This window comes from Comamonas sp. A7-5, assembly GCF_039581385.1.
In the GTDB taxonomy this organism is placed as follows: domain Bacteria; phylum Pseudomonadota; class Gammaproteobacteria; order Burkholderiales; family Burkholderiaceae_C; genus Comamonas; species Comamonas thiooxydans.
This window is the reverse complement of the sequence record NZ_JBCPWO010000005.1, coordinates 89,318-114,857: the sequence shown is the minus strand read 5'-3', so window position 1 is coordinate 114,857 and position 25,540 is coordinate 89,318. Positions and strand designations below refer to the sequence as shown.

The following is a 25,540-nucleotide window of genomic DNA, read 5'->3' as shown; positions in this document are numbered from 1 at the left end:
TGTTTTGTTAGTGCCTGCTGATTCCTATGACCACCACTGCCTCTACCGTTCAGACCGCTGCTGCCAGGCCCAAAGGCTGGATGAGCTGGCTTTTGATGCTGATTGCAGGCGGGCTGCAGGCCTTCTCTCTGGCCTGGCCCTGGGCTCGCGGCCAGGGCGACGGCTGGCTGAGCTTGGCCGGAGGCTATGGCCGTCCGCTGTGGTGGCTGCAGATTCTGTCGCTGGCGGTGCTGGTTCATGCGCTGCTGGCTGCCCGTACCGCCGCTCAGGCGGCAGGCCGGGCCTGGCTGTTCGGCACGGCCTGGCTGGCGGCCACCTTCTGGTGGCTCTTCATCTCCATGCACACCTATGGCGGATTGGCGGCGCCATTGGCGGTGGCAGCCGTGTTGGCACTGGCGGGCTTTCTGGGTGGCTATTACGCCGTGGCTGCATGGTGCTTCAAGCGTTTGGCAAAGGCGCCGGATGCATTGTCAGCGCTGGTCTTTGCCGCACTATGGACGCTGGCCGAGCTGGCGCGTGGCTGGCTCTGGACCGGTTTTCCCTGGGGCGCAGGCGGCTATGCCCATGTGGAAGGCCCGCTGGCCGTGCTGCCGCGCTGGATTGGCGTCTACGGCACGGGGTTTGTGGCGGCCTGGGCTGCAGCCTGGCTGGCGCTGCTGGTCTGGCGTATGCAGACCAGGTCGGCGTTGCTGAAATTCAAGCCGGCCCTAGCATCTGCTGTGGCCCTGGGTCTGGTCTGGGGCGGGCTGTGGTGGTCGCGTGATGCCGCCATTGAAGCACCTGGTCAGCTGCCCGGCATGAGCGTGGAGCTGCTGCAGGGCAATATTCCGCAGGATGAAAAGTTTGAAATGGGTTCGGGCGTGGTGGTGGCACTGCGCTGGTATGCCCAGCAGTTGCATGACGCCAGGGCCCAGTTGGTCGTGGCACCCGAGACAGCCATTCCACTGCTGCCTCAGCAGCTTCCTGAAGGCTATCTGGACTTTGTGCGCGCACCTTTTGTCGCCAAGGAATCCAGCCGCGCGGCTCTGGTGGGCCTTCCGCTGGGCAACTGGGACAAGGGCTTCACCAATACGGTCGAAGGCTGGCTGCCGGGGCAGACCCGGGCCTATCAATACGACAAGCACCATCTGGTGCCGTTTGGTGAGTTCATTCCGCCCATGTTCCGCTGGTTCACCGAACTCATGAATATTCCGCTGGGCGACTTCAATCGTGGCGCACTGGGCCAGCCTTCCATGAGCTGGGCGGGTGAGCGCCTGTCGCCCAATATCTGCTACGAAGACCTGTTCGGCGAAGAGCTTGCGGCCCATTTCGGCAATGCGGCGACGGCACCCACGGTGCTGGTCAATCTGAGTAATATCGGCTGGTTTGGCGACTCCGTGGCCATTGATCAGCATCTGTCCATCAGCCGCATGCGCGCGCTGGAGTTCGAGCGCCCCATGTTGCGCGCAACGAACACCGGAGCCACGGTGGTGATCGATCACAAAGGGCAAGTGGTGAAAGCACTGGCGCCTTTCGAGCGCGCGGTGCTGCAGGGCCGGGTTCAGGGGCGCGACGGGCTGACGCCTTATGCGCGCTGGGTGCATGCTCTGGGTCTGTTGCCTCTGACCCTGTTGTGCCTCGTGTTCTGCGTGCTGGCCTGGATCTCCTTGAGAAAGACCGAGGAAGGCGTAGTGTCCCGCACGGAATAAGCCACCTCGGCATCAGCGGCTGTGGCATTTGTGGCAGAGTCTTGGGCCTGAAAACGGGTATTGTGTCCCGGGTAGGGGCGTGAGCCTTGATAATCCCTGGTTGTACCGCCCGCAGTGGGCGCGCGCAGCGGGCGCGGGTCCCGTCACCCAAAATACAGAGTAACAGGTAGCTTGCACAGGCTGCCGCGGAGCAATTGAGAGAATGGCTGAATCTTTTTCCTACGAACAACTGATCGCGTCCGGCGAAGGCAAGCTGTTTGGTGCCGATAGCGGACGTCTGCCCCTGCCTCCCATGTTGATGTTCGATCGCATCACACATATCTCCGAGGACGGCGGTGCCCACGGTCTGGGCAAGATTGTTGCGGAACTGGACGTCAAGCCCGACCTGTGGTTCTTTGATTGCCACTTCCAGGGCGATCCCGTCATGCCCGGTTGCCTGGGCCTGGACGCCATGTGGCAGCTGATCGGCTTTTACCTGACCTGGCTGCGTTTGCCGGGTCGTGGTCGTGCCCTGGGTGCAGGCGAAGTCAAGTTTACAGGTGAAGTAGGTCCCGATGTCAAACTCGTGACATATGAAATTGATATCAAGCGAGTAATCAAGCGCAAGCTGAACATGGCCATAGGCGATGCACGCCTGCTGGCCGACGGCAAGGAAATTTACGTGGCCAATGACCTGCGCGTGGGTCTGTTCCTGCGTGAAGGTGATGCCAAGGGAACGGCAGCATGAGCAAGAAGCGGGTAGTGATCACCGGTGCGGGCATTGTCTCGTGCATCGGCAATGACCTGGCAACCGTGGAGGCCTCGCTGCGCGAGGGCAAGAGCGGCATCAAGGCCATGCCCCAGTTCACGGAGCTGGGCATGCGCTCGCAGGTGGCAGGCATTCCCGAGATCGATATCGAAGCGCGCATCGACCGCAAGCAGTTACGTTTCATGGGCGATGCTGCGGCTTATTCGCAGATCGCCCTTGAAGACGCGATCAAGCAAGCGGGCCTCACGCCCGAGCAGGTGAGCAGCCCGCGCACCGGCCTGATCATGGGCTCGGGCGGCGGATCGCCCGCCAACCAGATCGAGGCAGCCGATACGCTGCGCGAAAAAGGTATCCGCCGCGTCGGCCCTTACCAGGTCACACGCTGCATGAGCTCCACGGTGTCGGCCTGCCTGGCAACCAACTTCAAGGTCAAGGGCATCAACTACTCCATCACCTCGGCCTGCTCCACCTCGGCCCACTGCATCGGTGCTGCGGCCCAGCAGATCGCCTGGGGCATGCAGGATGTGATGTTTGCCGGCGGCGGCGAAGAGCTGTCCTGGGGCATGTCGCTGCTGTTCGACGGCATGGGTGCCATGTCCAGCAAGTACAACGAGACGCCTGATAAGGCCTCGCGTGCCTACGATGCCAACCGTGACGGCTTCGTGATCGCTGGCGGCGGCGGTGCCGTGGTGCTGGAAAGCCTGGACCATGCGCTGGCACGCGGTGCCAACATCCTGGCCGAAGTGGTGGGCTTTGGTGCCACCAGCGACGGTGAGGACATGGTCGCTCCTTCGGGCGACGGCGCCATCGCCTGCATGAAGCAGGCCATGGAAACCGTGGATGCGCCCATCGACTACATCAACACCCACGGCACATCGACCCCTGTGGGCGATATGCAGGAAGTGCGTGCCATGCGCGAGCTGTTCGGTGACCAGGTACCTCCGTTCTCGTCCACCAAGTCGCTGACCGGCCATTCGCTGGGCGCGACCGGTGTGCAGGAGGCGATTTACTGCCTGATCATGCTGAACAAGGGCTTCATCGCAGGGTCCGTGAACGTGGAGACGCCCGACCCGCTGCTGGGCGATATGCCTCTGGTCACCCAGACCCGCGATGCCGAACTCAAGACCGTGCTGTCCAACAGCTTTGGCTTTGGCGGCACCAATGCCTCCCTGGTGCTCAAGCGCTGGGAAGGGCAGTAAGCGCCGGAGTCTTGGATCGCGAGCCCGCTTGGCCTTGAGGTAAGCGGGCTTTTTTCTGTCGTCGACTACTGTCTCCCCCATGAAGATCGCAATTCTTGACCGTGATGGCACCCTGAACCAGTGGGGAGCTCAAGGTTTCATTGGCCGGCCCGATGAGTGGGTTGCAGTCCCCAGTGCGCTGGAGGCGGTTTCGCGCCTGAACCGTGCCGGCTGGCATGTGGTGGTCGCCACCAATCAACCTGGGCTGGGTCGCGGGCTGTTCGATGTGATCGAGCTCAACGCCGTGCACGCTAAGATGCACCGGGAGATGGCAGCCGTCGGGGCGCGGGTGGAGGCCGTGTTTTTTTGTCCGCACGCTCCCGATGAAGACTGCCAGTGCCGTAAACCAGGCGTAGCGCTGTTCGAGCAGATTGCCGATCGCTACGGCGCGGAAGGCCATGAAATCTGGGCCATTGGCAGCGGCGTCGAGCATTTGCAGGCGGGCAAGGCTCTTGGCGCTCATCTGGTGTTCGTGGAGTCCACCGCCAGGCCCGAGTGCAGCAGCGATGCCGACCTGCCTGAGGGCAGCGAGCGCTATCCAGATCTGGAGGCTGTGGTGAATATGCTGTTGCCGCTGGGAGGGGATGAGGATGCTCAGCCCCTGGATTCGGCGCCTGCCCCGCATTGAGCCCGGGTTTCAGGTCAAAATAGACTCAACTGCTTGAAAGAGCAGCGCAAGCTGCTATGTTTCTTGTTGATAACCGTGCCAAATCAATGGGCCAGACTTCAGGTCTGTGCTCACGTCATTCGATTGCTGTCATGTCCCTGATTCGCTCCGTCCTCCACATGTTGTGGATGGCTATTACCGTCATTCCATACACTTTCGCGGTGCTGCTGGCCAAGTGGACCAGCGGCTCATCGGCCAAGGCATACAGCGCTGCCCGCGCCTGGCTCAAGCTCTCGGTGGACAGCGCCCGCGTGATCATGGGGGTCCGGTATCAGGTGCAGGGCATGGAGAACCTGCCTGCGGACCCGAATCAGGGGGTGGTGCTGCTGGTCAAGCACCAGTCCACTTACGAGACCTTTCTCATGCCTGCCATCATGCCGCGCCCGCTGGCCTATGTGTTCAAGAAGGAGCTGCTGAAGGTGCCATTCTTCGGTTGGTCCATCGGTGCACTGGACATGATCCACATCGACCGGGCCCAGCGCTCGCGCGCCTTTCACAAGGTGGTGGAGCAAGGCAAGCGCCTGCTCGATCAAGGCATCTGGGTCATCATGTTTCCCGAAGGTACACGTGTGAATCGTGGAGAGGTGGGCGAGTACAAGACCGGCGCCACCCGTCTGGCCATCATGACGGGTGCGCCCGTGGTACCCATCGCTGTTACCTCGGCCAAGTGCTGGCCGCGCAAGGCCTTCATCAAAAAGCCCGGCGTGGTGGATGTTTCCATTGGCAAGCCCATTTCTTCGGTGGGCCGCAAGCATGACGAGCTGATGGTCGAGGTCGAGGCATGGATCGAGTCCGAAATGCAGCGCCTGGACCCAGAGGCTTATCGCAGATAAGGCAAAACTGCCCATGTCCACAGGCGATAGCTTGCAGCAAGCTTGGCAATGGCTGGTGCCGCCTGTGGTGGGGGATGGGCGGGGCGGGTTGATGCCGCGCAAGCGCCGGCGCAGCGGCCCTGAAGCCATTGAGCAGCGTTTGGATCAATCCGAGCTGGAATTTGAGAATAGTCAGCTTGTAGCACCCGTCAATATTTCAGTGGGTGCTATTGATTCTGAAGAGAATGAGCTGCCTGCAGAGCCCACACTTCTGGTGCATCCGGAAGCTAGCCACAGCGCCCGCTTGCAAGGGCGTGAGGTGGCTTATCTGCTGCGCCGTTCGGCGCGCCGCAGCATAGGCTTCAGCGTAGGGCTGCAAGGGCTTGAAGTCACCGCTCCGCAATGGGTGGCCATGCGCGAGATCGAATCAGCGCTGCAGACCAAGGCCGGCTGGATTGTGCGCAAGCTGCAGGAAGCCGGACAGCGACAGCAGATCAAGCAGGAAGCGCGCATTCTCTGGCAGGATGGAGGCGTGCTGGACTATCTGGGCCAGCCCATGAGTTTGCGGCTGACCGGGGATGGGTCACAACTGCTGCGTACGCGCCAGACGCATAGAGAGCAGGGGGGCGATGGCCCGCAAAGCCTGCATCTGCCCTTGCCGACAGGGGCACCGCCTGCCCAGGTGCGCGCGGCCGTTCAGGCCTGGATACTGCGGGAGGCGCGCAGCTATTTCACGGCCCGTATGCTGCACTATGCCGCACTCATGGGCGTGCGCTGGAATGCGCTGCGCCTGACAAGTGCCAGCACGCGCTGGGGCAGTGCCAACAGCAGCGGGATCATTCGTCTGAACTGGCGGTTGATGCAGCACAGCCCGCAAATCATCGACTATGTGGTGGTGCATGAGCTCGCCCATCTGCATCATATGGATCACAGCCCGCAGTTCTGGGCTGTGGTGGCTCAGGTGCTGCCCGACTGGAAGCATTTGCGCAGAGCATTGAGAGACAGGCCCTTGCCCGCTTGGGAATAGCGGCAATGATCGAGACGAGGAATGAAATGAGCAATACAACCCAAATCCAACCCGCTGCCGGCTATGCCGGCGATGTGCCGGCGGAGCTGGCCTGGCAATGGCTGCAGGCTGGTGAAGCGGTTCTGGTCGATGTGCGCACCGATGCCGAGCGCGAGTGGGTGGGCAAGGTGCCAGGCGCTGTTGCCGTGGCCTGGAAGCAGTGGCCCGGCATGGCAGCCAACCAGAACTTTGACGCCGAGCTGCGAGCAGCGGTACCCGAGGGCAAGAAAGTGGTGCTGCTATGCCGCAGCGGTGTGCGCTCTGTTGCGGCTGCCCAGCGTGCTGCGGGCCTGGGAATCGAGGCCTACAACATTCTTGAAGGTTTCGAAGGCGACGTTGACGCCAACGGCCAGCGAGGCCAGTTGGGTGGCTGGCGCAAGCGCGGCCTGCCCTGGCATCAGTAATGCGCAGGGCTTGGCCTGCAGCTTCTAGACCGAGCGATAGCCGTTGGGGTTCTGGCTTTGCCAGCGCCATGTGTCGGCGCACATGGTGTTCAGATCATGCTCGGCTTGCCAGCCAAGGGTTTTCAGGGCGTGGTCGGGGTCTGCATAGCAACTGGCCACATCCCCTGGACGGCGGTCTGTAATCGTATAGGGCAGGGTCTTGCCGCAGGCTTTTTCGAAGGCATGCAGCACTTCGAGCACGCTGTAGCCATTGCCCGTGCCCAGGTTGATGGTCAGCAACTCGGGCTTGGCCAGGCCGGCCAGCTTCTCGAGTGCCTTGACATGACCTCGGGCCAGGTCGACGACATGGATGTAGTCACGCACGCCGGTGCCGTCCACGGTGTCGTAGTCGCCGCCAAAGATCTGCAGCTTTTCACGACGGCCCACGGCGACCTGTGCCACAAAAGGCAGCAGGTTGTTGGGAATGTCCGAAGGGTCTTCACCAATCAGGCCGCTGGCATGGGCACCAATGGGATTGAAGTAGCGCAGCACGGCCAGCGACCATTGGGCGTCGGAGTGGTAGAGGTCCGACAGAATCTCTTCCACCATCAGTTTGCTGCGGCCGTAGGGATTGGTGACCGAAGTAGGGTGTACCTCATTGAGAGGCAAATATTGTGGCGAGCCATAGACTGTTGCCGAAGAGCTGAACACCAGATTGCGCACATTGTGCTTTTTCATGGCGCGCAGCAGCACCAGGGTGCCGTTGACGTTGTTGTCGTAGTAGTCCACAGGCTGGGCAACGGACTCGCCCACTGCTTTTTTGCCGGCAAAGTGCACGACACTGTCAATGCCATGCTCCTGCAAGGCCTGCTCAAGCGCAGCTTGATCGCGGACATCGCCATTGATCACGGCAATGGTGCGTCCAGTGATTTGCTCCACGCGGCGGATTGCTTCAGGATGGCTGTTGCTGAAGTTGTCGAAAATCACGACTTCATGACCGTGGCTGATCAGTTCGATGGCTGTATGGCTGCCGATATAGCCGGCACCGCCTGTGAGCAGAGTTTTCATAAGCTGCAGTCTAACTTCGAGTCAAATGAGAAAAGCGCTCATGCGAGCGCTTTTTGCGGCTGTATTTACAGAGCCTGATTCAGAGCGCCGGAATGCGCAGTTTCTGGCCAGGATAGATCCTGTCCGGGTTGCTGAGCATGGGCTTGTTGGCTTCAAAAATCACGTTGTACTTGTTGGCATCACCATAGTACTTCTTGGAGATGGCCGACAGGGTGTCACCGCGTACCACATCGTGGTACTGGGCTTCTGGCTCGGGGTTGGTGACCGCCATCAGGTTGTCCACGGACTGGACATTGGCCACATTACCGCAGCACAGCGTCACTTTTTCCTTGACAGCCTGAGTGGGAGCCGTGCCATTGACTGTTACCTTGCCTTGAGAAGCATCGAATTGAACCTGCAGATCGGATACGCCCAGATTCTGGGTGTTGATATAGCTGGCGATCGCCTGAGCCGCCTTGGCATTCAAGTCTTCGGCCGGTGCGGCTGCATGTGCGTCGCTGCCGCCAAACAGTTTTTCTCCGGCTTCCTTGATGAAACTGAACAGACCCATGGTTTCGACTCCTCAAAAGTAGTGGAAGAAAGCAGTTCACTTTAACGGGAAATCGAATTGATTTCTTGCAGGAGATGGACTGAGCGCTTTCTTTGACAATTTCCTGCGCACTTGTAATGAATGTGACAAGCGGCTGTCTGTCACAGAGAAAAGTGCTGATAATCCGCCGCATGACATTTTTGGCCATAGACATTGGCAACACCCGTTTGAAGTGGGCCATGTATGAAGATCATCGCCCTGGTGCTGCCTTGCTGGCCCATGGAGCGGAGTTCCTGGAGCATATAGAGCGCCTGGCAGAAGGTGCCTGGGCCGGGCTGCCAGCTCCCGAGCGCATGCTGGGCTGCGTGGTTGCCGGTGAGACGGCAAGGCGCAGGGTGCACGAGCAGATCGAACTCATGCTGGGATGGAATCTCGAGCCTCAATGGGTAGTCCCCTCCATCGCAGAAGCAGGGGTGACCAATGGCTATGACCATCCTTCCAGGCTGGGTGCGGACCGATGGGTGGCCATGATTGGTGCACGTCACCACATGTTGCAATTGGGCGATGCCCGGCCCTTGATCACGGTTATGGTGGGTACGGCAGTGACGGTCGATGCCATGGATGCGCAAGGCCGATTTCTGGGCGGCCTGATCATTCCCGGGCATGGCATCATGCTCAGGGCCCTGGAAGGCGGCACTGCGGGCCTGCACGTGCCTACGGGTGAAGTCAGATGCTTTCCCAAGAACACCAGCGATGCGCTGACCAGCGGCGGCACCTATGCCATCGCAGGTGCGGTGGAGCGCATGTATCAGCATCTGGCAGAACACTGCGGTGCAGAGCCGATGTGCATCATGGCGGGCGGTGCCGGCTGGAAAATGTCTCCCAGCATGACCAGGCCTTTTGAGCTGATCAACAACCTGATTTTTGATGGCCTGCTGGTGATGGCTGAAAAGCGCTGGGGCTGAGTGCCTGTTTTTGAAATGATTCGATTTTTGATTTGAGGCTGTTTCCATGATTTTCGTAACCGGCGGTGCAGGCTTTATCGGCGCCAACTTTGTTCTCGATTGGCTGGCGCATGTGAATGAGCCCGTGGTCAATATCGACAAGCTGACCTATGCGGGCAATCTGGAGAATCTGGCCAGCTTGAATGGCGATGCCCGTCATGTGTTTGTGCAGGCCGATATCGGCGACAGTGCACAGCTGGCGCAATTGCTGGCGCAGCACCAGCCTCGCGCCGTGGTGAACTTTGCGGCCGAGTCGCATGTGGACCGCTCCATTCATGGCCCCGAGGATTTCATCCAGACCAATGTGGTGGGCACTTTCCGCCTGCTGGAGGCGGTGCGTGCCTATTGGAATGGCCTGGAAGGCGAGGCCAAGTCCGGTTTTCGCTTTTTGCATGTCTCCACCGACGAGGTCTATGGGACGCTTGCGCCGACCGATCCTGCATTTACCGAAGAGCACAATTACGAGCCCAACAGCCCGTACTCGGCCAGCAAGGCGGCTTCGGACCACCTGGTGCGTGCCTGGCATCACACCTACGGCCTGCCGGTGCTGACGACCAACTGCAGCAACAATTACGGCCCGCTGCATTTCCCCGAAAAGCTGATCCCGCTGGTCATTGTCAATGCGCTGGCCGGCAAGCCGCTGCCCATCTACGGCGACGGCATGCAGGTGCGTGACTGGCTGTATGTGCGCGACCATTGCAGCGCCATCCGCCGTGTGCTGGAGGCCGGCCAGCTGGGCGAGACCTATAACGTGGGCGGCTGGAACGAGAAGGCCAATATCGACATCGTCAAGACCGTGTGCAGCTTGCTCGACGAGCTGCGCCCGCGCGCCGATGGCAAGGCCTATGCCGAGCAGATCACCTATGTGACCGACCGTCCTGGCCATGATCGCCGCTATGCGATCGATGCGCGCAAGCTGGAGCGCGAGCTGGGCTGGAAGCCTGCCGAGACCTTCGAGACCGGCATTCGCAAGACCGTGCAGTGGTATCTGGCCAACCCCGAGTGGGTGGCCAACGTGCAGTCGGGCGCCTACCGTGACTGGGTGCAGAAGCAGTACACCGGCGAGGCTTCGGCATGAAGCTGCTGCTGCTGGGCAAGAACGGTCAGGTCGGTTGGGAGCTGCAGCGCAGTCTCGCGCCTTTGGGTGAGGTGATTGCGCTGGATCGCCAGAGCGTGACTGTGGATGGGAATGGCCTGTGCGGCGATGTCGGCGATCTGCAGACACTGGCGCAGACCATTCGCAGCGTACGCCCGGATGTGATCGTCAATGCCGCAGCGCATACGGCAGTGGACAAGGCCGAGAGCGAGCCGGATCTGGCCTTGCGCCTGAATGCCGAAGCCCCTGAAGTCATGGCACTGGAGGCCAAAAGCCTGGGCGCCCTGCTGGTGCACTACAGCACCGACTATGTCTTCGACGGCTCCGGCAGTGCGGCACGCAAGGAGGGTGATGCAACCGGGCCGCTATCGGTCTACGGTCGCACCAAGCTGGAGGGCGAGCAGCGGATTGCGGCCACGCATTGCCGTCATCTGATTTTTCGCACCAGCTGGGTCTATGCAGCGCGTGGCGGCAACTTTGCCAAGACCATGTTGCGCCTGGCGCAGGAGCGCGAAGCGCTCAGCGTGATCAACGATCAATGGGGAGCGCCGACCGGCGCCGATCTGATCGCCGATGTCACGGCCCATGCCGTGCGCCATATGAGCGCTCATGAAGGCGATGGCGGTCTCTACCATCTGGTTGCCGCAGGAGAAACCAACTGGCATGCCTATGCCAGCCATGTGATCGAGCGCGCCCAAAGCCTGCGACCGGATCTGGACTGGAAGGTGCAAAGCATTGCTGCCGTGCCGACCACGGCCTTCCCGACACCGGCCGCGCGGCCCATGAACTCGCGTCTGGATACGCAAAAGCTGCAAGCGGCCATGCAACTGCATCTGCCTGCATGGCAGCAAGGCGTGGAGCGCATGCTGCGCGAAATTCTGTAATTTTCAAATAACTCGCTTCCAACGCTTATTGGCAAAGCGTTGGAAGCCATCCATTGATTCATCATGACGACACAGCGCAAAGGCATCATTCTGGCTGGCGGCTCCGGCACCCGTCTGCACCCCGCCACCCTGGCCATCAGCAAACAGCTGCTGCCGATCTACGACAAGCCCATGATCTACTACCCGCTGAGCACGCTGATGCTGGCGGGCATCCGGGACATTCTGATCATCAGCACCCCGCAGGACACGCCGCGCTTCGAGCAACTGCTGGGCGATGGCAGCCAGTGGGGCCTGAATCTTCAGTATGAGGTGCAGCCCAGCCCGGATGGCCTGGCCCAGGCCTTCCTGATTGGCGAGAAATTCCTCAACGGCGCTCCCAGCGCCCTGGTACTGGGTGACAACATCTACTACGGCCACGACTTCCAGCCGCTGCTCAAAAAAGCGGATGCGCGCCAGGGCGGTGCCACGGTGTTTGCCTACCATGTGCAAGACCCCGAGCGCTATGGCGTGGCCGAATTCGATGCCGACGGCAAAGTGCTGTCGCTTGAAGAAAAGCCCAAGCAGCCCAAGAGCAACTATGCCGTCACCGGCCTGTACTTCTACGACGAGCAGGTGGTGGAGCTGGCCAAGCAGGTCAAGCCTTCGGCGCGTGGCGAGCTGGAGATCACGGATCTCAACGGCATGTATCTGCAGCAAGGCAAGCTCAATGTCGAGCTGATGGGCCGAGGCTATGCCTGGCTTGACACCGGCACCCATGACAGCCTGCTCGAAGCCGGGCAATTCATTGCCACCTTGCAGCAGCGCCAGGGCCTGAAAGTGGCCTGCCCGGAAGAAATTGCCTATCGCCAGAAATGGATTGATGCCGCCCAGTTGGAGAAGCTGGGCCAGGCGCTGGTCAAGAATGGCTACGGACAATACCTGCTGCAGGTGCTCAAGGAAAAGGTGCACGCATGAAGTTCACGCCTTTGGCCATTCCCGATGTCTTTCTGATCGAACCCAAGGTGTTTGGGGATGCGCGCGGCTTTTTTCTGGAAAGCTTTCGCCAGGACCTCTTCAACCAGGCTACGGGCACGAACTACGAGTTCATTCAGGACAACCACAGCCGCAGCAGCAAGGGCGTGCTGCGTGGGCTGCACTACCAGCTGCCGCCCCATGCCCAGGGCAAGCTGGTGCGTGTGATCTCGGGCGCGGTGTTTGATGTGGCCGTGGATATCCGCCGCAGCTCGCCCAGTTTTGGTCAATGGGTGGGAGCCGAGCTGAGTGCCGAGAATCACCGACAGCTCTGGATTCCGCCGGGCTTTGCCCACGGCTTTGTGGTGCTCAGCGACACGGCGGACTTTGTCTACAAGACCACGGCTTATTACGCGCCCGAGTCGGATCGGGGGCTGCTCTGGAATGACCCCGACATAGCTATTGCCTGGCCACAGCTCGATATCGAGTTTTCCTTGTCCGAAAAGGACAGGAATCAGCCCGCATTCAAGCAGGCCGAACTGTTCGATTAAGTCTGGTCTGATGCGGCCATCTGCAGAAATGGCTGAATCAGCTGCGCATCGCATCGCTCGCGCAGACAGTACAGGTATTCGGGAAGACAGGGAACCTCGCCTTCCAGATCCAGCACGACGAGTTCAGGGTGGGCCGATGCTTCGTGCCGCGCAAAAATGCTGATGCCCATCTGGCGGATCACGGCTTCGCGTATGGACTCGCGGCTGGCAATTTCCAGAATCCGTTGCGGGCTGACCTGGGCGGCTTCCAGCATCTGCTCGGTCAGCTGCCGGGTCATGGAGCCGCGCTCGCGCAGGATCAGCGTGTTTTCTGCCAGATCCTTGATGGCTACGGACTTCTGCCTGGCCAGCGCATGCTGCCGGTGCACGACCAGGGCCAACGGGTCGCGTCCCAGCTCCAGGCGCAGCAGGCGCGGATCGGTGTCCAGGTGCGAAGAGGTTGCCAGATCCACCTGATACTCGGCCAGCGCCTGAATCATCTGACGCGAATTGCCGTTGACGATGCTCACCTCCACCAGCGCATATTGCTGCTGATAGCGCTTGACGATGTCCAGCACATAGTAGGGTGCTGTGGCACCTATGCGTAGCTGGCCCTGATTGACATGGCCCGACTGGCGCAGCGCCGATTCGATCTGGGCCGACTGCAGCAGCAGCTTTTCTATTTCCGGCAGCAGCTTCAGGCCCGCATCGGTGATGGCCAGTCTTCCGCTCTGGCGCGTGAACAGCTCGACTTCATATTGCTCCTCCAAGGCCTTGATCTGCGCCGTGACCGTGGGCTGGCTCAGCCCCAGCTGGCGCGCTGCCTGGGTGATGCTGCCGAGGCGGGCGACCCAGAAAAAGGATTTGAGCTGTGTGGCAAACATGACAAGGTCTTCAAGAAAGCGGTGCCCGGATTTCAACATGAACGCTGCAGCCGGTAATGCGGATGAGCAGCTTTGATTTCAATAGCTTCTTGCGCATATAAGCAATGTCTTTTAGATGGTTTTATGAAGAAATATGAGACAGATAAGGCGTAAGTTGCTTTTGAATTAATAGCATTTCGATGGCGGACGCTGGCGCAGCGCGCTGACTACAAAGTTTGCTGATGACGCCTTTGCCAGATTTCAGTTCTGTGACACAGGCGTTTCACAGTGAATTTCTACAGTTCCCTCATGTCGCAAACGGCCGCGTTGGTCGGGCGGCAACGATCAATCCAAGGGACTGTTATCCATGCGCCACGCTTTTGCACCCGCCACTCGCCGCTTCACCTTGATCGCCTTTGCCACGGTTGCCACGGCTTTGCTGGGCCTGGCCTCCGCGGCCCACGCCAGGACCGATCTGCTCGTGTATTCGGCCCTGGAGGCCGACCAGATCAAGGCCTACAAAGCGGCTTTTGAAAAAGCCCATCCCGAGATCGAGCTGAAGTTCGTGCGCGACAGCACGGGCATCATCACTGCCCGTCTGCTGGCCGAAAAGGCCAATCCCCAGGCCGATGTGATCTGGGGCGTGGCCGCCACTTCGCTGATGCTGCTGGACAAGCAAGGCATGCTGCAGCCCTATGCGCCCAGAAACCTGGCCAAGGTGCGCTCCACCATGCGCGATCCGGCAGCCACGCCGACCTGGGTGGGCATGGACCTGTGGTCGTCCGCCGTCTGCTTCAACACCGTGGAAGGCCCGAGGCGCAAGCTGCCCACGCCTGCCAGCTGGGCCGACCTGACCAGGCCCGAATTCAAGGGCTCGATCACCATGCCCCACCCGGCGTCCAGCGGCACGGGCTATCTGATGGTGGCCGCCTGGCTGCAGATGATGGGCGAGGACAAGGGCTGGGCCTATATGGATGCGCTGCACCAGAACATCGGCGTCTACACGCACAGCGGCTCCAAGCCCTGCCGCCAGGCCGGCGCGGGCGAGTTCCCCGTGGGCCTGAGCTTTGAATACCGGGCCAACAAGACCAAGAAGGATGGTGCGCCCATCGACATTGTCTTCCCCAGGGAAGGTCTGGGCTGGGATGTGGAAGCCACGGCCATTCTGAAGACCAGCAAAAAGCAGGAAGCCGCCAAGGCCCTGGCCGACTGGGCGGTGACGCCTGACGCCAATAAGCTCTACGCAGCCAACTTTGCCGTGCTGGCCCTTCCCGAGGCCCAGGAAAAGCACGAGTTCATTCCGGCCGATCTGGAAAAGCGCCTGGCCACGAACGACTTCAACTGGGCAGCGGCTAACCGCGATCGTATCTTGGCCGAATGGTCGCGTCGGTACGAAGCCAAGGCGGAGAAGAAATAACACCCCCTGAGGCGCTTCGCGCCTTCCCCCTCTCTGGCGCTGAGCGCCGGAGGGGGACGACAGCCTCGCTGCGGGGCTGCCCTTGCTCGCTGTCACTGGCGAAACGGGTCTGCACATGCAGCGGTGGGCATTTCGAGCGATACAGATCGGAACGACCTTCGGATTGTTTGCACGTTGAAAGAGATACATGCTGCGCATTGACCATATCGCCAAGCAGTACAGGGACCAGCCGGTGCTGCGCGACATTGACCTGTTGGTGGAGGGGGGCGAGTTCGTCAGTCTGCTGGGCCCTTCGGGCTGCGGCAAGACCACGCTGCTGCGCATTCTGTGCGGCATCGAGCAGGCCGACGCGGGCCGCATTCTGTTTCAGGGCGAGGACATCACGCGCTGGCCTGCCGCGCGCCGGGGCTTTGGCGTGGTGTTCCAGAGCTACGCACTGTTTCCTAACCTGACGGCGACCCAGAATGTGGCGTTTGGTCTCAAGGGCCAGCCTGCGGCGCAAGTGCAGGCCCGGGTGCAGGAGATGCTGGCTCTGGTAGGCCTGGGTGCGCAGGCGCAGCGCTATCCGGCGCAATTGTCGGGCGGCCAGCAGCAGCGCATTGCGCTGGCACGCGCACTGGCGCCGCGCCCGCGTCTGCTGTTGCTGGACGAGCCGCTGTCCGCGCTCGATGCCCAGGTGCGCACCGAACTGCGCAGCGAAATCCGCCAGTTGCAGCGTCAGCTGGGCATTGCCTGCGTGATGGTCACGCACGACCAGGAAGAAGCGCTCTCCATGGCCGACCGGGTGGTGCTGATGCATCAGGGCCGTATCGAGCAGCAGGGCTCGCCAGAGCAGCTCTACGCCAAGCCGGTCAGCCACTTTGCGGCCGGTTTTGTGGGCCGCATGAATTTGCTGCCCGCCGTGGCCGAGTCGGGCGATGCGGTGCACGTGGGCGAGGGGCGGCTTGAATGCAGCACTGCCGGCTTTGAGGCCGGTGATGCCTTGCTGGTGGGCGTGAGGCCCGAAAGCGTGGTGCTGCACCCGGCCCAGCCCGCAGCACTGCCCAATCTGTTCCGGGCGCGGGTGGTCGAGACCTCATTCCTGGGCTCGCTGGTCCTGGTGCGCGTGTTCAGCCCCACGCTGCAATGCCAGATCGATGTGCAGTGGCCGCTGCGCCATGACGCGCGCCTGCCCGACTGGCTGCAGGGCGAGGTGTTGCTGGAGTTGCCGGCTGCCGCGCTGCAGTCGCTGGCAGCGCCAGAGATTTTGCGAAAGGCGGCATAAGCATGGATGCCTCTTCTTCTGCGCTGCCAGTGGGGAGCTATGCGCCCGCAGCGGAATCACGTCGGCAGCAAGGCAGCGGCCCTGCGACGCCACGACAAACGCGCTTTTTCCATTGGGAAAAGCTGTGGCTGGGCGCGCTGGTGCTGGGCCTGCTGGGCGCGCTGCTGGTGGCCATTGCGCTGCCCGTGGGGGCGCTGCTGGGGCACAGCTTTGTGTCGGCCGATGGCAAGTTCTCGGGTCTGGCACAGTACCTCGCCTATGCGCAAACGCCGGGCGTAGGCCAGTCGCTGTTCAACAGCCTGTGGCTGTCTGCCTTCAGCAGCACCTTGTGTGTGGCCCTGGCCTATGGCTATGCCTATGGCGTGATGCGCAGTTGCATGCCGCTGGCCAAGCTGTTTCGCGCCATTGCCCTGGTGCCTCTGCTGGCGCCGTCGCTGCTCATGGCCATCAGCCTGATCTATCTGTTTGGCGCCCAGGGTCTGCTCAAGAGCTGGCTGCTGGGCGGCACGGCCTACGGCCCGTTCGGCATCATTCTCGGCTCGGTGCTGTGGACGTTTCCGCATGCGCTGATGATTCTGTGCACCACGCTGGCCTCGGGCGATGCCCGCCTGTATGAGGCCGCCGCCACGCTGGGCGCAGGCCGCTGGCGCAGCTTCTGCCAGGTCACGCTGCCAGCCAGCCGCTATGGGCTGATGATTGCCTGGATTGTGGTGTTCGTCCTGGTGGTCACCGACTTTGGCGTGCCCAAGGTGATTGGCGGCAACACACAGATGCTGGCTACCGATATCTACAAGCAGGTGATTGGCCAGCAAAACCTGTCCATGGGGGCCGTGGTGGCCATGCTGCTGCTGGTGCCTGCGGGCCTGGCCTTTGCGGCCGAGCGTCATTTGCGTGCCCGGCAGGCCGCTGCCATGAGCGTGCGGGCCGTGCCTCTGGTGCCACAGCCCTGTGCGCCGCTTGACCGTGCGCTACTGGTGTATTGCAGCCTGATGGCTTTGGCGTTGCTGGCGGTGATGGGCACGGCCGTGCTGGCATCCCTAGTCAGCTTCTGGCCCTACAACCTGAGCCTGAGCTTCAAGCACTACCAGTTTGACCTGATGGATGGCGGCGGCTGGGCCAGTTACGCCAACTCGCTGACCATGGCCGCAGCCACGGCGGTGATCGGCGCGCTGCTGAGCTTTTTGAGCGCCTACCTCGTGGCCAAGCCCGCGGGCTGGGACCGTGCGCGTCAGTGGCTGCATGCCGTGGCCACGTTGCCCATGGCGGTTCCGGGGTTGGCGCTGGGTTTGGGCTATATCCTGTTCTTCAATGCGAGTAGCAACCCGCTGCATTTTCTGTACGGGTCCATGGGGATTCTGGTGCTGTGCTCGGTGGCGCATTTTTTCTCGGTGGCTCACATCACCCAGCTCACCGCATTGCAGCAACTGGACGCCGAATACGAGCGCGTGGCCGATTCCATGGGCCTGCCGTTCTGGACGCTGCTGTGGCGCGTGCATCTGCCCGTGTGCCTGCCTGCGGTGATGCAGGTGGCGGGCTACTTCTTCGTGAATGCCATGACCACGGTGTCGGCCGTGGTCTTCTTGTACTCGCCCGAAACCACACTGGCCTCGGTGGCCGTGCTGGCCATGGATGACGCGGGCGATATCGCTCCCGCCGCCGCCATGGCCACGCTGATCTTTGCGACTGCAGCCGCCGGTCGCCTGCTGATTGCGCTGCTGGATGCCTGGCTGCAGCGGCGTACCCAGCACTGGCGCCAGCGCTGAGGACTTTCTCCACATCACTTGATTCCCCGAACGTCTCTTGCTGCATCGCCTGGGCGCTGCGGCAGGGAATTGGCTTGTCTGCTTTTTCTGTAACGCTATGAAAAATTACGATCTGATCGTCGTCGGCGCCGGCATTGTCGGCCTGGCCCATGCCTATACCGCTGCCGCGCAAGGCCGCTCCGTGCTGGTGATAGAGCGCGACGGTGCCTGCCTGGGCGCATCGATTCGCAACTTCGGTTTTGTCACCATCACGGGCCAGCGCGCTGGCGCCCATTGGCGGCGCGCCATGCGCTCACGCGATGTCTGGGCAGAGATTGCACCCAAGGCCGGTATCGATGTCCTTCATTCCGGCCTTTGGCTGACGGCGCGCCGTCCTGCTGCCGCTGCAGTGCTTGAAGTCTTTATGCACACCGAAATGGGCGCAGGTTGTGAGCTGCTGACCCCAGCCCAGGCCGCGGCGCGCCACCCGGCGCTGCGCACCGACGGGCTGCAGTCCGTGCTCTACAGCCCGCATGAGCTGCGCGTGGAGTCGCGCACGGCCATCCCGCTGCTGGCCCTGTGGTTGCAGCAGGATCTGGGAGTGGATTTTCGCTTTGGCGAAAGCGTGACGGAGGTGGCAACGCCGCGCGTGACCACCTCGCGTGGCCGCTATCACGCCGAACGTGTGGTGGTCTGCAACAACGCCGATCCAGGTGGACTGTTTGCAGGCGAATGGACTGACAACCAAGTGCAGCTGTGCCAGTTGCAGATGCTGCGCGTCAAGCCGCAAGCGGGCTTCAAGCTTGAAGGATCGGTCATGGGGGATCTGAGCCTGGTGCGCTACGAAGGCTATAGCGCGCTGCCCGAAGCCACTGCATTGCGCGCCGAGCTGGAGCGCGAGGAGGCACAAAGCCTGAAGCACGGCATCCACCTGATTGCCGTGCAAAGCGCCGACGGCTCGCTGGTGGTGGGCGATTCGCACCACTACTGCAGCGCGCCCCAGCCTTTTGCCAGCGAAGCCGTCGACCAGCTCATGCTGCGCCATATGAACGAGGCACTGCATATCGACAAGGCCCAGGTCGTGGAGCGCTGGACGGGCATCTACCCCTCCAGTGCCGAAGCCCCTTGTTTTGTCAAAGCACCCGATGCAGCGACACGCGTGGTGGCCGTGACCAGCGGCTCGGGCGCGAGCACGGCTTTTGGTCTGGCCGAGGAAGTCTGGATGGCCTGGTAACTGCTACGAGTTGAATAGCTGCTAGCGCTTGCAGGCTGTCATATTTCAAGAAAATGAAATCAAAAACTATATCTGACAAGCGCAAGCAGCTATCAAAGCATGAGCGTCACTGCTGCACGAACAGTGGTGCAATCAGCATGACGAGCACGATGGCGGCCAGCACGGCAAACAGGATCTTGACCCAGCTGTAAGGCCGCTCGCCCGCAATCTGACCGGTATAGCCATTGGCCACGATCTGGTAGGTCTTGCTGCCATAGGTGTAGCCGACCAGCCAGACCGGCACCAGCGTGTGCTTGAAGCTGCGGCCCGAGTATTGGCGCTGGACCTGCAGATTGCGCTGAGTGTCTCCAGGAACCTCGCGCGAGCACATGCTGCGCAGCTGGCTGTCCATGTCTTCTTCGTTGATTCTGGCGGCCTTGGATAGGTCCACCTGGTAGCGCTCCACTGTCCAGCCTCGCACGAACTCCGGGCTGTAGGGCTTGAGGTCGGTAGTGGTCGGGAAGGGCTCCACCTGGCGCAGCAGATGGGCGTGCACGCCCACGGTGCCCGGCACCAGCTCATCGTCGAAGAAATGCTGCAAGCTGCCCGATGCCGGCTCCCAGCGCACATGCTGGACCTGGCGGGTCTGCAGATTGCCGTTGCAGTCGCGATAGGACTCGGTGGTGTAGTAGTAATAGCCGGCCTCTGCCCACCACTGGGCGCTGGCATGGGCGTCAAAGGTCCAGTAGGGCAGATAGACGCCGTGCAGCGTGTCCGTCAGCGCGGCGCTCTTGAGCTTGCTGGGGGCAAACCAGCGGCTGCCATACCACTGGCGGATCTTGTCGCGAATCTGGCCGTCGCTGATCTTGAACGGCAGAATGCTCTGCGGCGTGATGGCGTCGCTGCGCTCCTCATGGGCGACGATGGCCGGCGAGCCGCAGAAGTCGCAGCGCTGGGCCACGTTCTTGCCGAGAAACACCGAGATGGCACGGCAGTTCTGGCATTGCACCTCATAGCGCTCGTCCGAGCCCCAGCCGCGACCGCTGGCCGGGTTGCGCAAGGCATCGGCCAGATCCTGCTCCACCACGGAGCGCCCCGGCTCGGGCTGCGTCTGCTCGCTCCAGGGAACGACGGTGCCGCAGTATGGACATCTGAGCGACTGGGCCTTGGCATTCCACTCCAGATTGCCGCCGCATTCGGGGCAGACATGCCGGCCCACCATGGAGGGAGGCGCCGTCTCGGAGACAGGGGTGAATGCAGATCCGGAAGAGCGAGAGGAAGAAGCGGGTGTGGCCACGGCAAAAACGGGTTCAGGCGGCAGCAGCGGCGGGATGGGTTTCGTAGAAGGTCACGCAGTTGCCATCCTCGTCGAGAAGACTGAATTCCTGGGTGCCCCAGGGCTGCTGGCGCAGACCGCCATTGGGGTGAACCGCATTCTCGGCCAGACACTGCGCATGAAGGGCGGCAATTCCCGCCACCTGGATGCGGCAGCTGGTCTGCCTGGGAATCTCCGGGTCCTGGCAGGCCCAGAAATGCAGCTCCAGCCCGCCCAGCGAGACGATGGCGTACTCGCCGGGCTGGGCGTGGATGGTTCTGGCGCCCAGCACGCGGGCGTAGAAAGCCACGGTGCGCGCCATGTCCAGCGATGCCAGCACCGGAGTGGTGCTGATGAAAACCGGTTTGTGTTCATTCATGACGTGCACCCGAGGCCATGGATTGGGGATCAGCCGCGCAGGAACTCGTCCAGCGCAGCCTGGGCGATGCGCCACTGGCTGCCGATCTGGCGGGCCTTGAGGTTGCCGGCCTGGATTTCGGCCAGTACGTCGGCCTCGGCCACGCCCAGCACCTGGGCGGCCTGGGCGGGGGTCAGCACCTGCAGGCCGGCGGCGGCCGGGGCGGCAGGCGTCTGTGCGGCTTGCGCCGCGGCCGGCGAGAAGGGGTCTGCCACAGCAGCGGCCGGGGCGCCTGCAGCGCCACCGCCCTGCATGCCCTTCATCATTTCCTGGGCCATGCCGAAGCCCATGGCCATGGTGGCAGGAATAGTGGCTGCGGCAGCGCCTTCGCCGCCATTGGCCATGGCCTGGCCCATCTGGTATTTCACATAGTCGTTGAGGTTGCCGATGGCCCCCATGCTGGAGCGCTTGTCGATGGCCTGCTCCACCTCGGGCGGCACGGAAACGTTTTCCAGCAGGAAGCTGGTGATTTCCAGGCCGTATTTCTCGCTGACGGCCGGGTTGATGAGCTGCAGCAGCGCGTCGCCCAGCTCGCTGTAGCGCTGGGCCACATCGAGTGCCGGCACCTGAGCCTTGGCCAGTGCCTCAGAGAAGATGCTGACGATGCGCGAGCGCATGGTGTCGGCAAACTCGTCGATGCGGAAGTTCTGGTCCGTGCCCGCCACTTCCTTGAGGAACAGGGCGGCGTTGGTGATGCGGAAGTCATAGGTACCGAAGGCGCGCAGACGGATCACGCCAAAGTCCTTGTCGCGCATCATGATGGGGTTGGAGGTGCCCCATTTGTTGCCGGTGAACAAGCGCGTGTTGATGTAGTAGACATCGCACTTGAAGGGCGAGTTGAAGCCGTACTTCCAGCCGCGCAGCGTGGACAGAACCGGGATGTTCTGCGTGGTCAGCAGGTGGCGGCCCGGATTGAACAGGTCTGCGAACTGGCCTTCGGAGACGAACTGCACCTGCTGCGACTCACGCACGATGAGCTGGGCGCCGTTCTTGATTTCCTTGTCTTCATCGGGCCAGCGATACGACAGCGTGTCGCGCGAATCATCGGTCCATTCGATGATTTCGATCAGTTGCTTGGTGATGATTTTCATGAAATCCATGACGTGCTCCGAAAGAGGATGACGGGAAAGGAATCATTCTAGGAGGCAAACCGCAGCGGCTGGTTCCGGGATGCATGGCAGTTGCGCGAAAATTGTTAAAAAGTGAGCGCGTAGCGCATGCCATACAACAGTTTCAGCATCGATTGATGCTGTATTTGCCTGTTCACGCGCGGTAAGCGCTAGCGTTTTGCTTTTCCACATTTTGAAATCACCGGCTGGGCCGTTTCGTGAAAATGCCCGCTGTGGGGCCGCGCAGACAGACTACGCCCGTGATCAGTGGCACAGACTTAGAATCTACCGCTTATGCGGTCGATACCGCCCAGAACACCTCTTAATGAAGATGCCGCCCGCAATCGCCAGTGATTGCTGACGCGCGAACGTATACAAGTCATGCTGACCTTCCAACAAATCATTCTGAAACTGCAGTCCTACTGGGCCGAACAGGGCTGTGCATTGCTCCAGCCCTATGACATGGAAGTCGGCGCCGGCACCTCGCACACCGCGACCTTTCTGCGCGCCATCGGCCCCGAGCCCTGGAAGGCCGCCTATGTGCAGCCCAGCCGTCGCCCCAAGGACGGTCGCTACGGCGAGAACCCCAACCGCCTGCAGCACTACTACCAGTTCCAGGTGGTGCTCAAGCCCGCCCCCGACAACATCCTTGAGCTGTATCTGGGCTCGCTCGAAGCCCTGGGCTTCGATCTGAAGAAGAACGACATCCGCTTTGTCGAGGACGACTGGGAAAACCCCACGCTGGGCGCATGGGGCCTGGGCTGGGAAGTCTGGCTCAACGGCATGGAAGTGACCCAGTTCACCTATTTCCAGCAGGTCGCCGGCATTGACTGCAAGCCTGCCACCGGCGAGATCACCTACGGCTTGGAACGTCTGGCCATGTATCTGCAGGGCAAGGAATCGGTGTACGACCTGGTCTATACCGACGGCCTGTCCTACGGCGACGTGTTCCACCAGAATGAGGTGGAGCAGTCCACTTACAACTTCGAGCATTCGAATGCCGAGTTCCTGTTCAGCGCCTTTGCAGCTCATGAAGGTACGGCCAATCAGCTGATCGACGCTCAGCTGGCGTTGCCCGCCTATGAGCAGGTGCTCAAGGCCGCCCACACCTTCAACCTGCTGGACGCCCGTGGCGCCATCTCGGTGACCGAGCGCGCTGCCTATATCGGCCGCATCCGCAACCTGGCCCGCGCCGTGGGCAAGAGCTATCTGGACAGCCGCGCGCGCCTAGGCTTCCCCATGGCGCCCAAGGCCCATGCCGACGAGGTGCTGGCCGAGCTGGCCAAGGCCGCAGAGCAGGCAGCCAAGAAAGCCGCATAAGCGGCTTCAGGCCTCATTCCGACCCATATCCCAAAATTTCAGCGGCCAGCCTGGATCTAGCAAGCGCTGGCGGCTATCAAGATCATCATGAACGCATCGAATCTACTGGTTGAACTGTTTGTCGAAGAGCTGCCTCCCAAGGCACTGCAAAAGCTCGGCGATGCTTTTGCCGCTGTCATCTTCGAGCAGCTCAAGGCCCAGGGACTGCTGGCATCGACCGAGTCGCGCCTGACGGCCTACGCGTCGCCCCGCCGTCTGGCCGTGCACATCACCGAAGTGCTGCCCCAGGCCGAAGACAAGGCTGTCTCGCAAAAGCTGATGCCTGTCTCGGTGGCGCTGGATGCCGAAGGCAAGCCCACGGCGGCACTGCTCAAGAAACTGGCGGCCTTGGGGGCCGACGAATCCGCAGTGGCCGCTCTGAAGCGCCAGGGCGAAGGCAAGGCCGAAGCCCTGTTCTACGAATCCACGGCCAAGGGCGTGCTGCTGACCGATGGCGTGCAAAAGGCGCTGGACGAAGCCCTGGCCAAGCTGCCCATCCCCAAGGTCATGCGCTACCAGTTGCAGGACGGCTGGACCAGCGTGCACTTTGTGCGCCCGGCCCACGGCCTGGTCGTGATGCATGGCACCCAGGTGCTGATCGGCGTGAAGGCCCTGGGCCTGACCGCCGGCGCTGCCACGCATGGTCACCGCTTTGAAGCAGCTGTGGACCCCGTGGTCATCCAGAACGCCGACAGCTATGCAGAGCAACTGCGTGAAGAGGGCGCCGTGATCGCCAGCTTCACCGAGCGCCGTGCCGATATCGCCCGCCAGCTGCAGGCGGCTGCCGAACGCATTGGCGGCGACGTGCGCCCCATCGACGACCCGGCCCTGCTGGACGAGGTGACGGCCCTGGTCGAGCGCCCCAATGTGCTGGTCTGCGAATTCGAGAAGGAATTCCTGGCCGTGCCCCAGGAATGCCTGATCCTGACCATGAAGGCCAATCAGAAATACTTCCCGCTGCTGGACGCCAATGGCAAGCTGACCCATCAGTTCCTGATCGTCAGCAACATCCAGCCCCAGGACGCGTCGGCCGTGGTCGGCGGCAACGAACGTGTGGTGCGCCCCCGCCTGGCGGACGCCAAGTTCTTCTTCGACCAGGACCGCAAAAAGACCCTGGCCAGCCGCGTTGAGCAACTGGACAAGGTGGTCTATCACAACAAGCTGGGCACGCAGGGCGAGCGCATTGCCCGCGTACGCGCCATCGCCAAGAGCATTGCCCAGCAGCTGGGCAACTCCGAACTGGGCCGTCTGGCCGACCAGGCCGCCATGCTGGCCAAGACCGATCTGGTCACCGACATGGTGGGCGAGTTCCCCGAGCTGCAGGGCATCATGGGCCGCTACTACGCCCAGAACGACGGCCTGGATGTGGCCGTGGCCGATGCCATCGAAGACCACTACAAGCCTCGCTTTGCCGGCGACGAACTGCCGCGCGGCGATGTCGGCGTGATCGTGGCCCTGGCCGACAAGCTCGAAACCCTGGTGGGCATGTTCGGTATCGGCAACCTGCCCACCGGCGACCGCGACCCCTTCGCCCTGCGCCGTCATGCGCTGGGCGTGATCCGCATGCTGGTCGAAAAGGATCTGGAGCTGGATCTGGAAACCCTGCTGGTCAGCACCTTGCCCGCCTTTGGCGACAAGATCCAGGACGCCACGCCCCAGCTGGTCGAATTCATCTACGACCGCCTGGCCAATATGTTCCGCGAACAAGGCTACAGCGCCCAGGAAGTGGAAGCCGTGCTGGCCTTGCAGCCACAGCGCCTGTCCGACGTGCAAAAGCGCCTGGAAGCCGTGCGAGCCTTTGCGACCCTGCCCGAAGCTCCGGCCCTGGCCGCAGCCAACAAGCGCGTGGGCAATATCCTGAAGAAGGCCGAAACCGACATTCAGCCGCAGGTGAACGAGGGGCTGCTGGCGGAGCAGGCCGAAAAAGACCTGTATGCAGTGCTGCAGCAGGTGGCGCCCAAAGCTCAGCAACAGTTTGCAGCAGGTGATTACACCGCCAGCCTGCAAACCCTGGCAGCATTGCGTGCCTCGGTCGATGCATTCTTTGAGCAAGTCATGGTCAATGCCGAAGACCCGGCTCTCAAGGCAAACAGACTGGGCCTTTTGGTTATGCTTCATGAATCCATGAATCAATTCTCTGATCTATCTATTCTTGCACGATAATTTTAATTAATAT

24 protein-coding genes are annotated in these 25,540 nt (G+C 61.8%); 18 read left to right on the top strand and 6 right to left on the bottom strand.

Annotation, left to right across the window (positions count from 1 at the left end; genetic code table 11):
• Nucleotides 1-26: 26 nt before the first annotated feature.
• The 7 genes from lnt (at nucleotide 27) to AAIL67_RS10820 (ending at nucleotide 6,623) form a co-directional block, all read left to right on the top strand.
• Nucleotides 27-1,688 carry an apolipoprotein N-acyltransferase gene (gene lnt, locus AAIL67_RS10850; protein WP_343484006.1) on the top strand — a complete coding sequence of 554 codons (1,662 nt, stop codon included), beginning with the start codon at nucleotides 27-29 and terminating at the stop codon, nucleotides 1,686-1,688.
• Nucleotides 1,689-1,890: 202 nt separating this feature from the next.
• Complete coding sequence (fabA, locus tag AAIL67_RS10845; protein ID WP_003068017.1) at nucleotides 1,891-2,415, top strand: bifunctional 3-hydroxydecanoyl-ACP dehydratase/trans-2-decenoyl-ACP isomerase; 525 nt, start codon at nucleotides 1,891-1,893, stop codon at nucleotides 2,413-2,415.
• Nucleotides 2,412-3,635 carry a beta-ketoacyl-ACP synthase I gene (gene fabB, locus AAIL67_RS10840; RefSeq protein WP_034377201.1) on the top strand — a complete coding sequence of 408 codons (1,224 nt, stop codon included), beginning with the start codon at nucleotides 2,412-2,414 and terminating at the stop codon, nucleotides 3,633-3,635. Before fabA ends, fabB begins: the two co-directional genes overlap by 4 nt.
• A gap of 79 nt (nucleotides 3,636-3,714) precedes the next feature.
• Nucleotides 3,715-4,302: an HAD-IIIA family hydrolase gene (locus AAIL67_RS10835; protein WP_003068019.1), complete on the top strand. Its 588-nt coding sequence runs from the start codon at nucleotides 3,715-3,717 to the stop codon at nucleotides 4,300-4,302.
• Nucleotides 4,303-4,433: 131 nt separating this feature from the next.
• Nucleotides 4,434-5,174 carry a lysophospholipid acyltransferase family protein gene (locus tag AAIL67_RS10830; protein WP_034354597.1) on the top strand — a complete coding sequence of 247 codons (741 nt, stop codon included), beginning with the start codon at nucleotides 4,434-4,436 and terminating at the stop codon, nucleotides 5,172-5,174.
• 13 nt (nucleotides 5,175-5,187) lie between these two features.
• Nucleotides 5,188-6,180, top strand: a complete 993-nt coding sequence (locus tag AAIL67_RS10825) for a SprT family zinc-dependent metalloprotease (RefSeq protein WP_034404307.1) — start codon at nucleotides 5,188-5,190, stop codon at nucleotides 6,178-6,180.
• Between the two features lie 26 nt (nucleotides 6,181-6,206).
• Nucleotides 6,207-6,623 carry a rhodanese-like domain-containing protein gene (locus AAIL67_RS10820; protein WP_003068022.1) on the top strand — a complete coding sequence of 139 codons (417 nt, stop codon included), beginning with the start codon at nucleotides 6,207-6,209 and terminating at the stop codon, nucleotides 6,621-6,623.
• A gap of 24 nt (nucleotides 6,624-6,647) precedes the next feature.
• Here the strand turns inward: AAIL67_RS10820 and galE are convergent, their stop codons facing one another.
• Nucleotides 6,648-7,670 carry a UDP-glucose 4-epimerase GalE gene (galE, locus tag AAIL67_RS10815; protein ID WP_224648989.1) on the bottom strand — a complete coding sequence of 341 codons (1,023 nt, stop codon included), beginning with the start codon at nucleotides 7,668-7,670 and terminating at the stop codon, nucleotides 6,648-6,650.
• A 79-nt stretch (nucleotides 7,671-7,749) separates the two neighbouring features.
• Complete coding sequence (gene lysM, locus AAIL67_RS10810) at nucleotides 7,750-8,220, bottom strand: peptidoglycan-binding protein LysM (RefSeq protein WP_034354587.1); 471 nt, start codon at nucleotides 8,218-8,220, stop codon at nucleotides 7,750-7,752.
• A 170-nt stretch (nucleotides 8,221-8,390) separates the two neighbouring features.
• On the opposite strand from lysM, the gene AAIL67_RS10805 reads away from it, so the two are divergent.
• The 5 genes from AAIL67_RS10805 to rfbC all read left to right on the top strand — a co-directional run bounded on the left by AAIL67_RS10805 (nucleotide 8,391) and on the right by rfbC (nucleotide 12,685).
• Nucleotides 8,391-9,164, top strand: coding sequence for a type III pantothenate kinase (locus AAIL67_RS10805; protein ID WP_034354584.1), 774 nt, complete (start codon nucleotides 8,391-8,393; stop codon nucleotides 9,162-9,164).
• A gap of 46 nt (nucleotides 9,165-9,210) precedes the next feature.
• Nucleotides 9,211-10,281: a dTDP-glucose 4,6-dehydratase gene (rfbB, locus tag AAIL67_RS10800; protein WP_224648988.1), complete on the top strand. Its 1,071-nt coding sequence runs from the start codon at nucleotides 9,211-9,213 to the stop codon at nucleotides 10,279-10,281.
• On the top strand, nucleotides 10,278-11,183 hold the full coding sequence (gene rfbD / locus AAIL67_RS10795; RefSeq protein ID WP_224648987.1) for a dTDP-4-dehydrorhamnose reductase: 906 nt from the start codon (nucleotides 10,278-10,280) through the stop codon (nucleotides 11,181-11,183). Before rfbB ends, rfbD begins: the two co-directional genes overlap by 4 nt.
• A 63-nt stretch (nucleotides 11,184-11,246) precedes the next feature.
• Entirely contained in the window at nucleotides 11,247-12,137 is an 891-nt protein-coding gene (gene rfbA / locus AAIL67_RS10790) for a glucose-1-phosphate thymidylyltransferase RfbA (protein ID WP_224648986.1), read from the top strand.
• Nucleotides 12,134-12,685, top strand: coding sequence for a dTDP-4-dehydrorhamnose 3,5-epimerase (gene rfbC / locus AAIL67_RS10785; RefSeq protein ID WP_224648985.1), 552 nt, complete (start codon nucleotides 12,134-12,136; stop codon nucleotides 12,683-12,685). The genes rfbA and rfbC overlap by 4 nt, the downstream gene beginning before the upstream one ends.
• Here rfbC and AAIL67_RS10780 read toward each other — a convergent pair.
• On the bottom strand, nucleotides 12,682-13,548 hold the full coding sequence (locus tag AAIL67_RS10780; protein WP_343484002.1) for a LysR substrate-binding domain-containing protein: 867 nt from the start codon (nucleotides 13,546-13,548) through the stop codon (nucleotides 12,682-12,684). The genes rfbC and AAIL67_RS10780 overlap by 4 nt on opposite strands.
• A 346-nt stretch (nucleotides 13,549-13,894) precedes the next feature.
• Here AAIL67_RS10780 and AAIL67_RS10775 point away from each other — a divergent pair, with 346 nt between their 5' ends.
• The 4 genes from AAIL67_RS10775 to AAIL67_RS10760 all read left to right on the top strand — a co-directional run bounded on the left by AAIL67_RS10775 (nucleotide 13,895) and on the right by AAIL67_RS10760 (nucleotide 19,184).
• Entirely contained in the window at nucleotides 13,895-14,944 is a 1,050-nt protein-coding gene (locus AAIL67_RS10775) for a putative 2-aminoethylphosphonate ABC transporter substrate-binding protein (RefSeq protein WP_343484000.1), read from the top strand.
• A gap of 187 nt (nucleotides 14,945-15,131) precedes the next feature.
• A complete protein-coding gene (locus AAIL67_RS10770; RefSeq protein ID WP_343483999.1) occupies nucleotides 15,132-16,208 on the top strand; it encodes an ATP-binding cassette domain-containing protein in 1,077 nt (358 codons plus the stop codon).
• Nucleotides 16,209-16,210: 2 nt separating this feature from the next.
• Nucleotides 16,211-17,971 carry a putative 2-aminoethylphosphonate ABC transporter permease subunit gene (locus AAIL67_RS10765; protein WP_343483998.1) on the top strand — a complete coding sequence of 587 codons (1,761 nt, stop codon included), beginning with the start codon at nucleotides 16,211-16,213 and terminating at the stop codon, nucleotides 17,969-17,971.
• A gap of 97 nt (nucleotides 17,972-18,068) precedes the next feature.
• Nucleotides 18,069-19,184 carry a TIGR03364 family FAD-dependent oxidoreductase gene (locus AAIL67_RS10760; protein WP_343483997.1) on the top strand — a complete coding sequence of 372 codons (1,116 nt, stop codon included), beginning with the start codon at nucleotides 18,069-18,071 and terminating at the stop codon, nucleotides 19,182-19,184.
• Between the two features lie 106 nt (nucleotides 19,185-19,290).
• Here AAIL67_RS10760 and AAIL67_RS10755 read toward each other — a convergent pair whose 3' ends face one another.
• The 3 genes from AAIL67_RS10755 to AAIL67_RS10745 all read right to left on the bottom strand — a co-directional run bounded on the left by AAIL67_RS10755 (nucleotide 19,291) and on the right by AAIL67_RS10745 (nucleotide 21,996).
• Nucleotides 19,291-20,385 carry a TFIIB-type zinc ribbon-containing protein gene (locus tag AAIL67_RS10755; RefSeq protein ID WP_343483996.1) on the bottom strand — a complete coding sequence of 365 codons (1,095 nt, stop codon included), beginning with the start codon at nucleotides 20,383-20,385 and terminating at the stop codon, nucleotides 19,291-19,293.
• A gap of 88 nt (nucleotides 20,386-20,473) precedes the next feature.
• Nucleotides 20,474-20,857, bottom strand: a complete 384-nt coding sequence (locus AAIL67_RS10750; RefSeq protein ID WP_034377185.1) for a VOC family protein — start codon at nucleotides 20,855-20,857, stop codon at nucleotides 20,474-20,476.
• A gap of 29 nt (nucleotides 20,858-20,886) precedes the next feature.
• The gene (locus AAIL67_RS10745) at nucleotides 20,887-21,996 is read right to left on the bottom strand and encodes an SPFH and helix-turn-helix domain-containing protein (RefSeq protein ID WP_003068040.1); all 1,110 of its coding nucleotides are present in this window, start codon (nucleotides 21,994-21,996) and stop codon (nucleotides 20,887-20,889) included.
• A gap of 390 nt (nucleotides 21,997-22,386) precedes the next feature.
• Here AAIL67_RS10745 and glyQ point away from each other — a divergent pair, with 390 nt between their 5' ends.
• Both glyQ and glyS read left to right on the top strand, forming a co-directional pair.
• Nucleotides 22,387-23,325, top strand: coding sequence for a glycine--tRNA ligase subunit alpha (glyQ, locus tag AAIL67_RS10740; protein WP_003068041.1), 939 nt, complete (start codon nucleotides 22,387-22,389; stop codon nucleotides 23,323-23,325).
• Between the two features lie 87 nt (nucleotides 23,326-23,412).
• On the top strand, nucleotides 23,413-25,527 hold the full coding sequence (glyS, locus tag AAIL67_RS10735) for a glycine--tRNA ligase subunit beta (RefSeq protein ID WP_343483994.1): 2,115 nt from the start codon (nucleotides 23,413-23,415) through the stop codon (nucleotides 25,525-25,527).
• Nucleotides 25,528-25,540 lie beyond the last annotated feature (13 nt).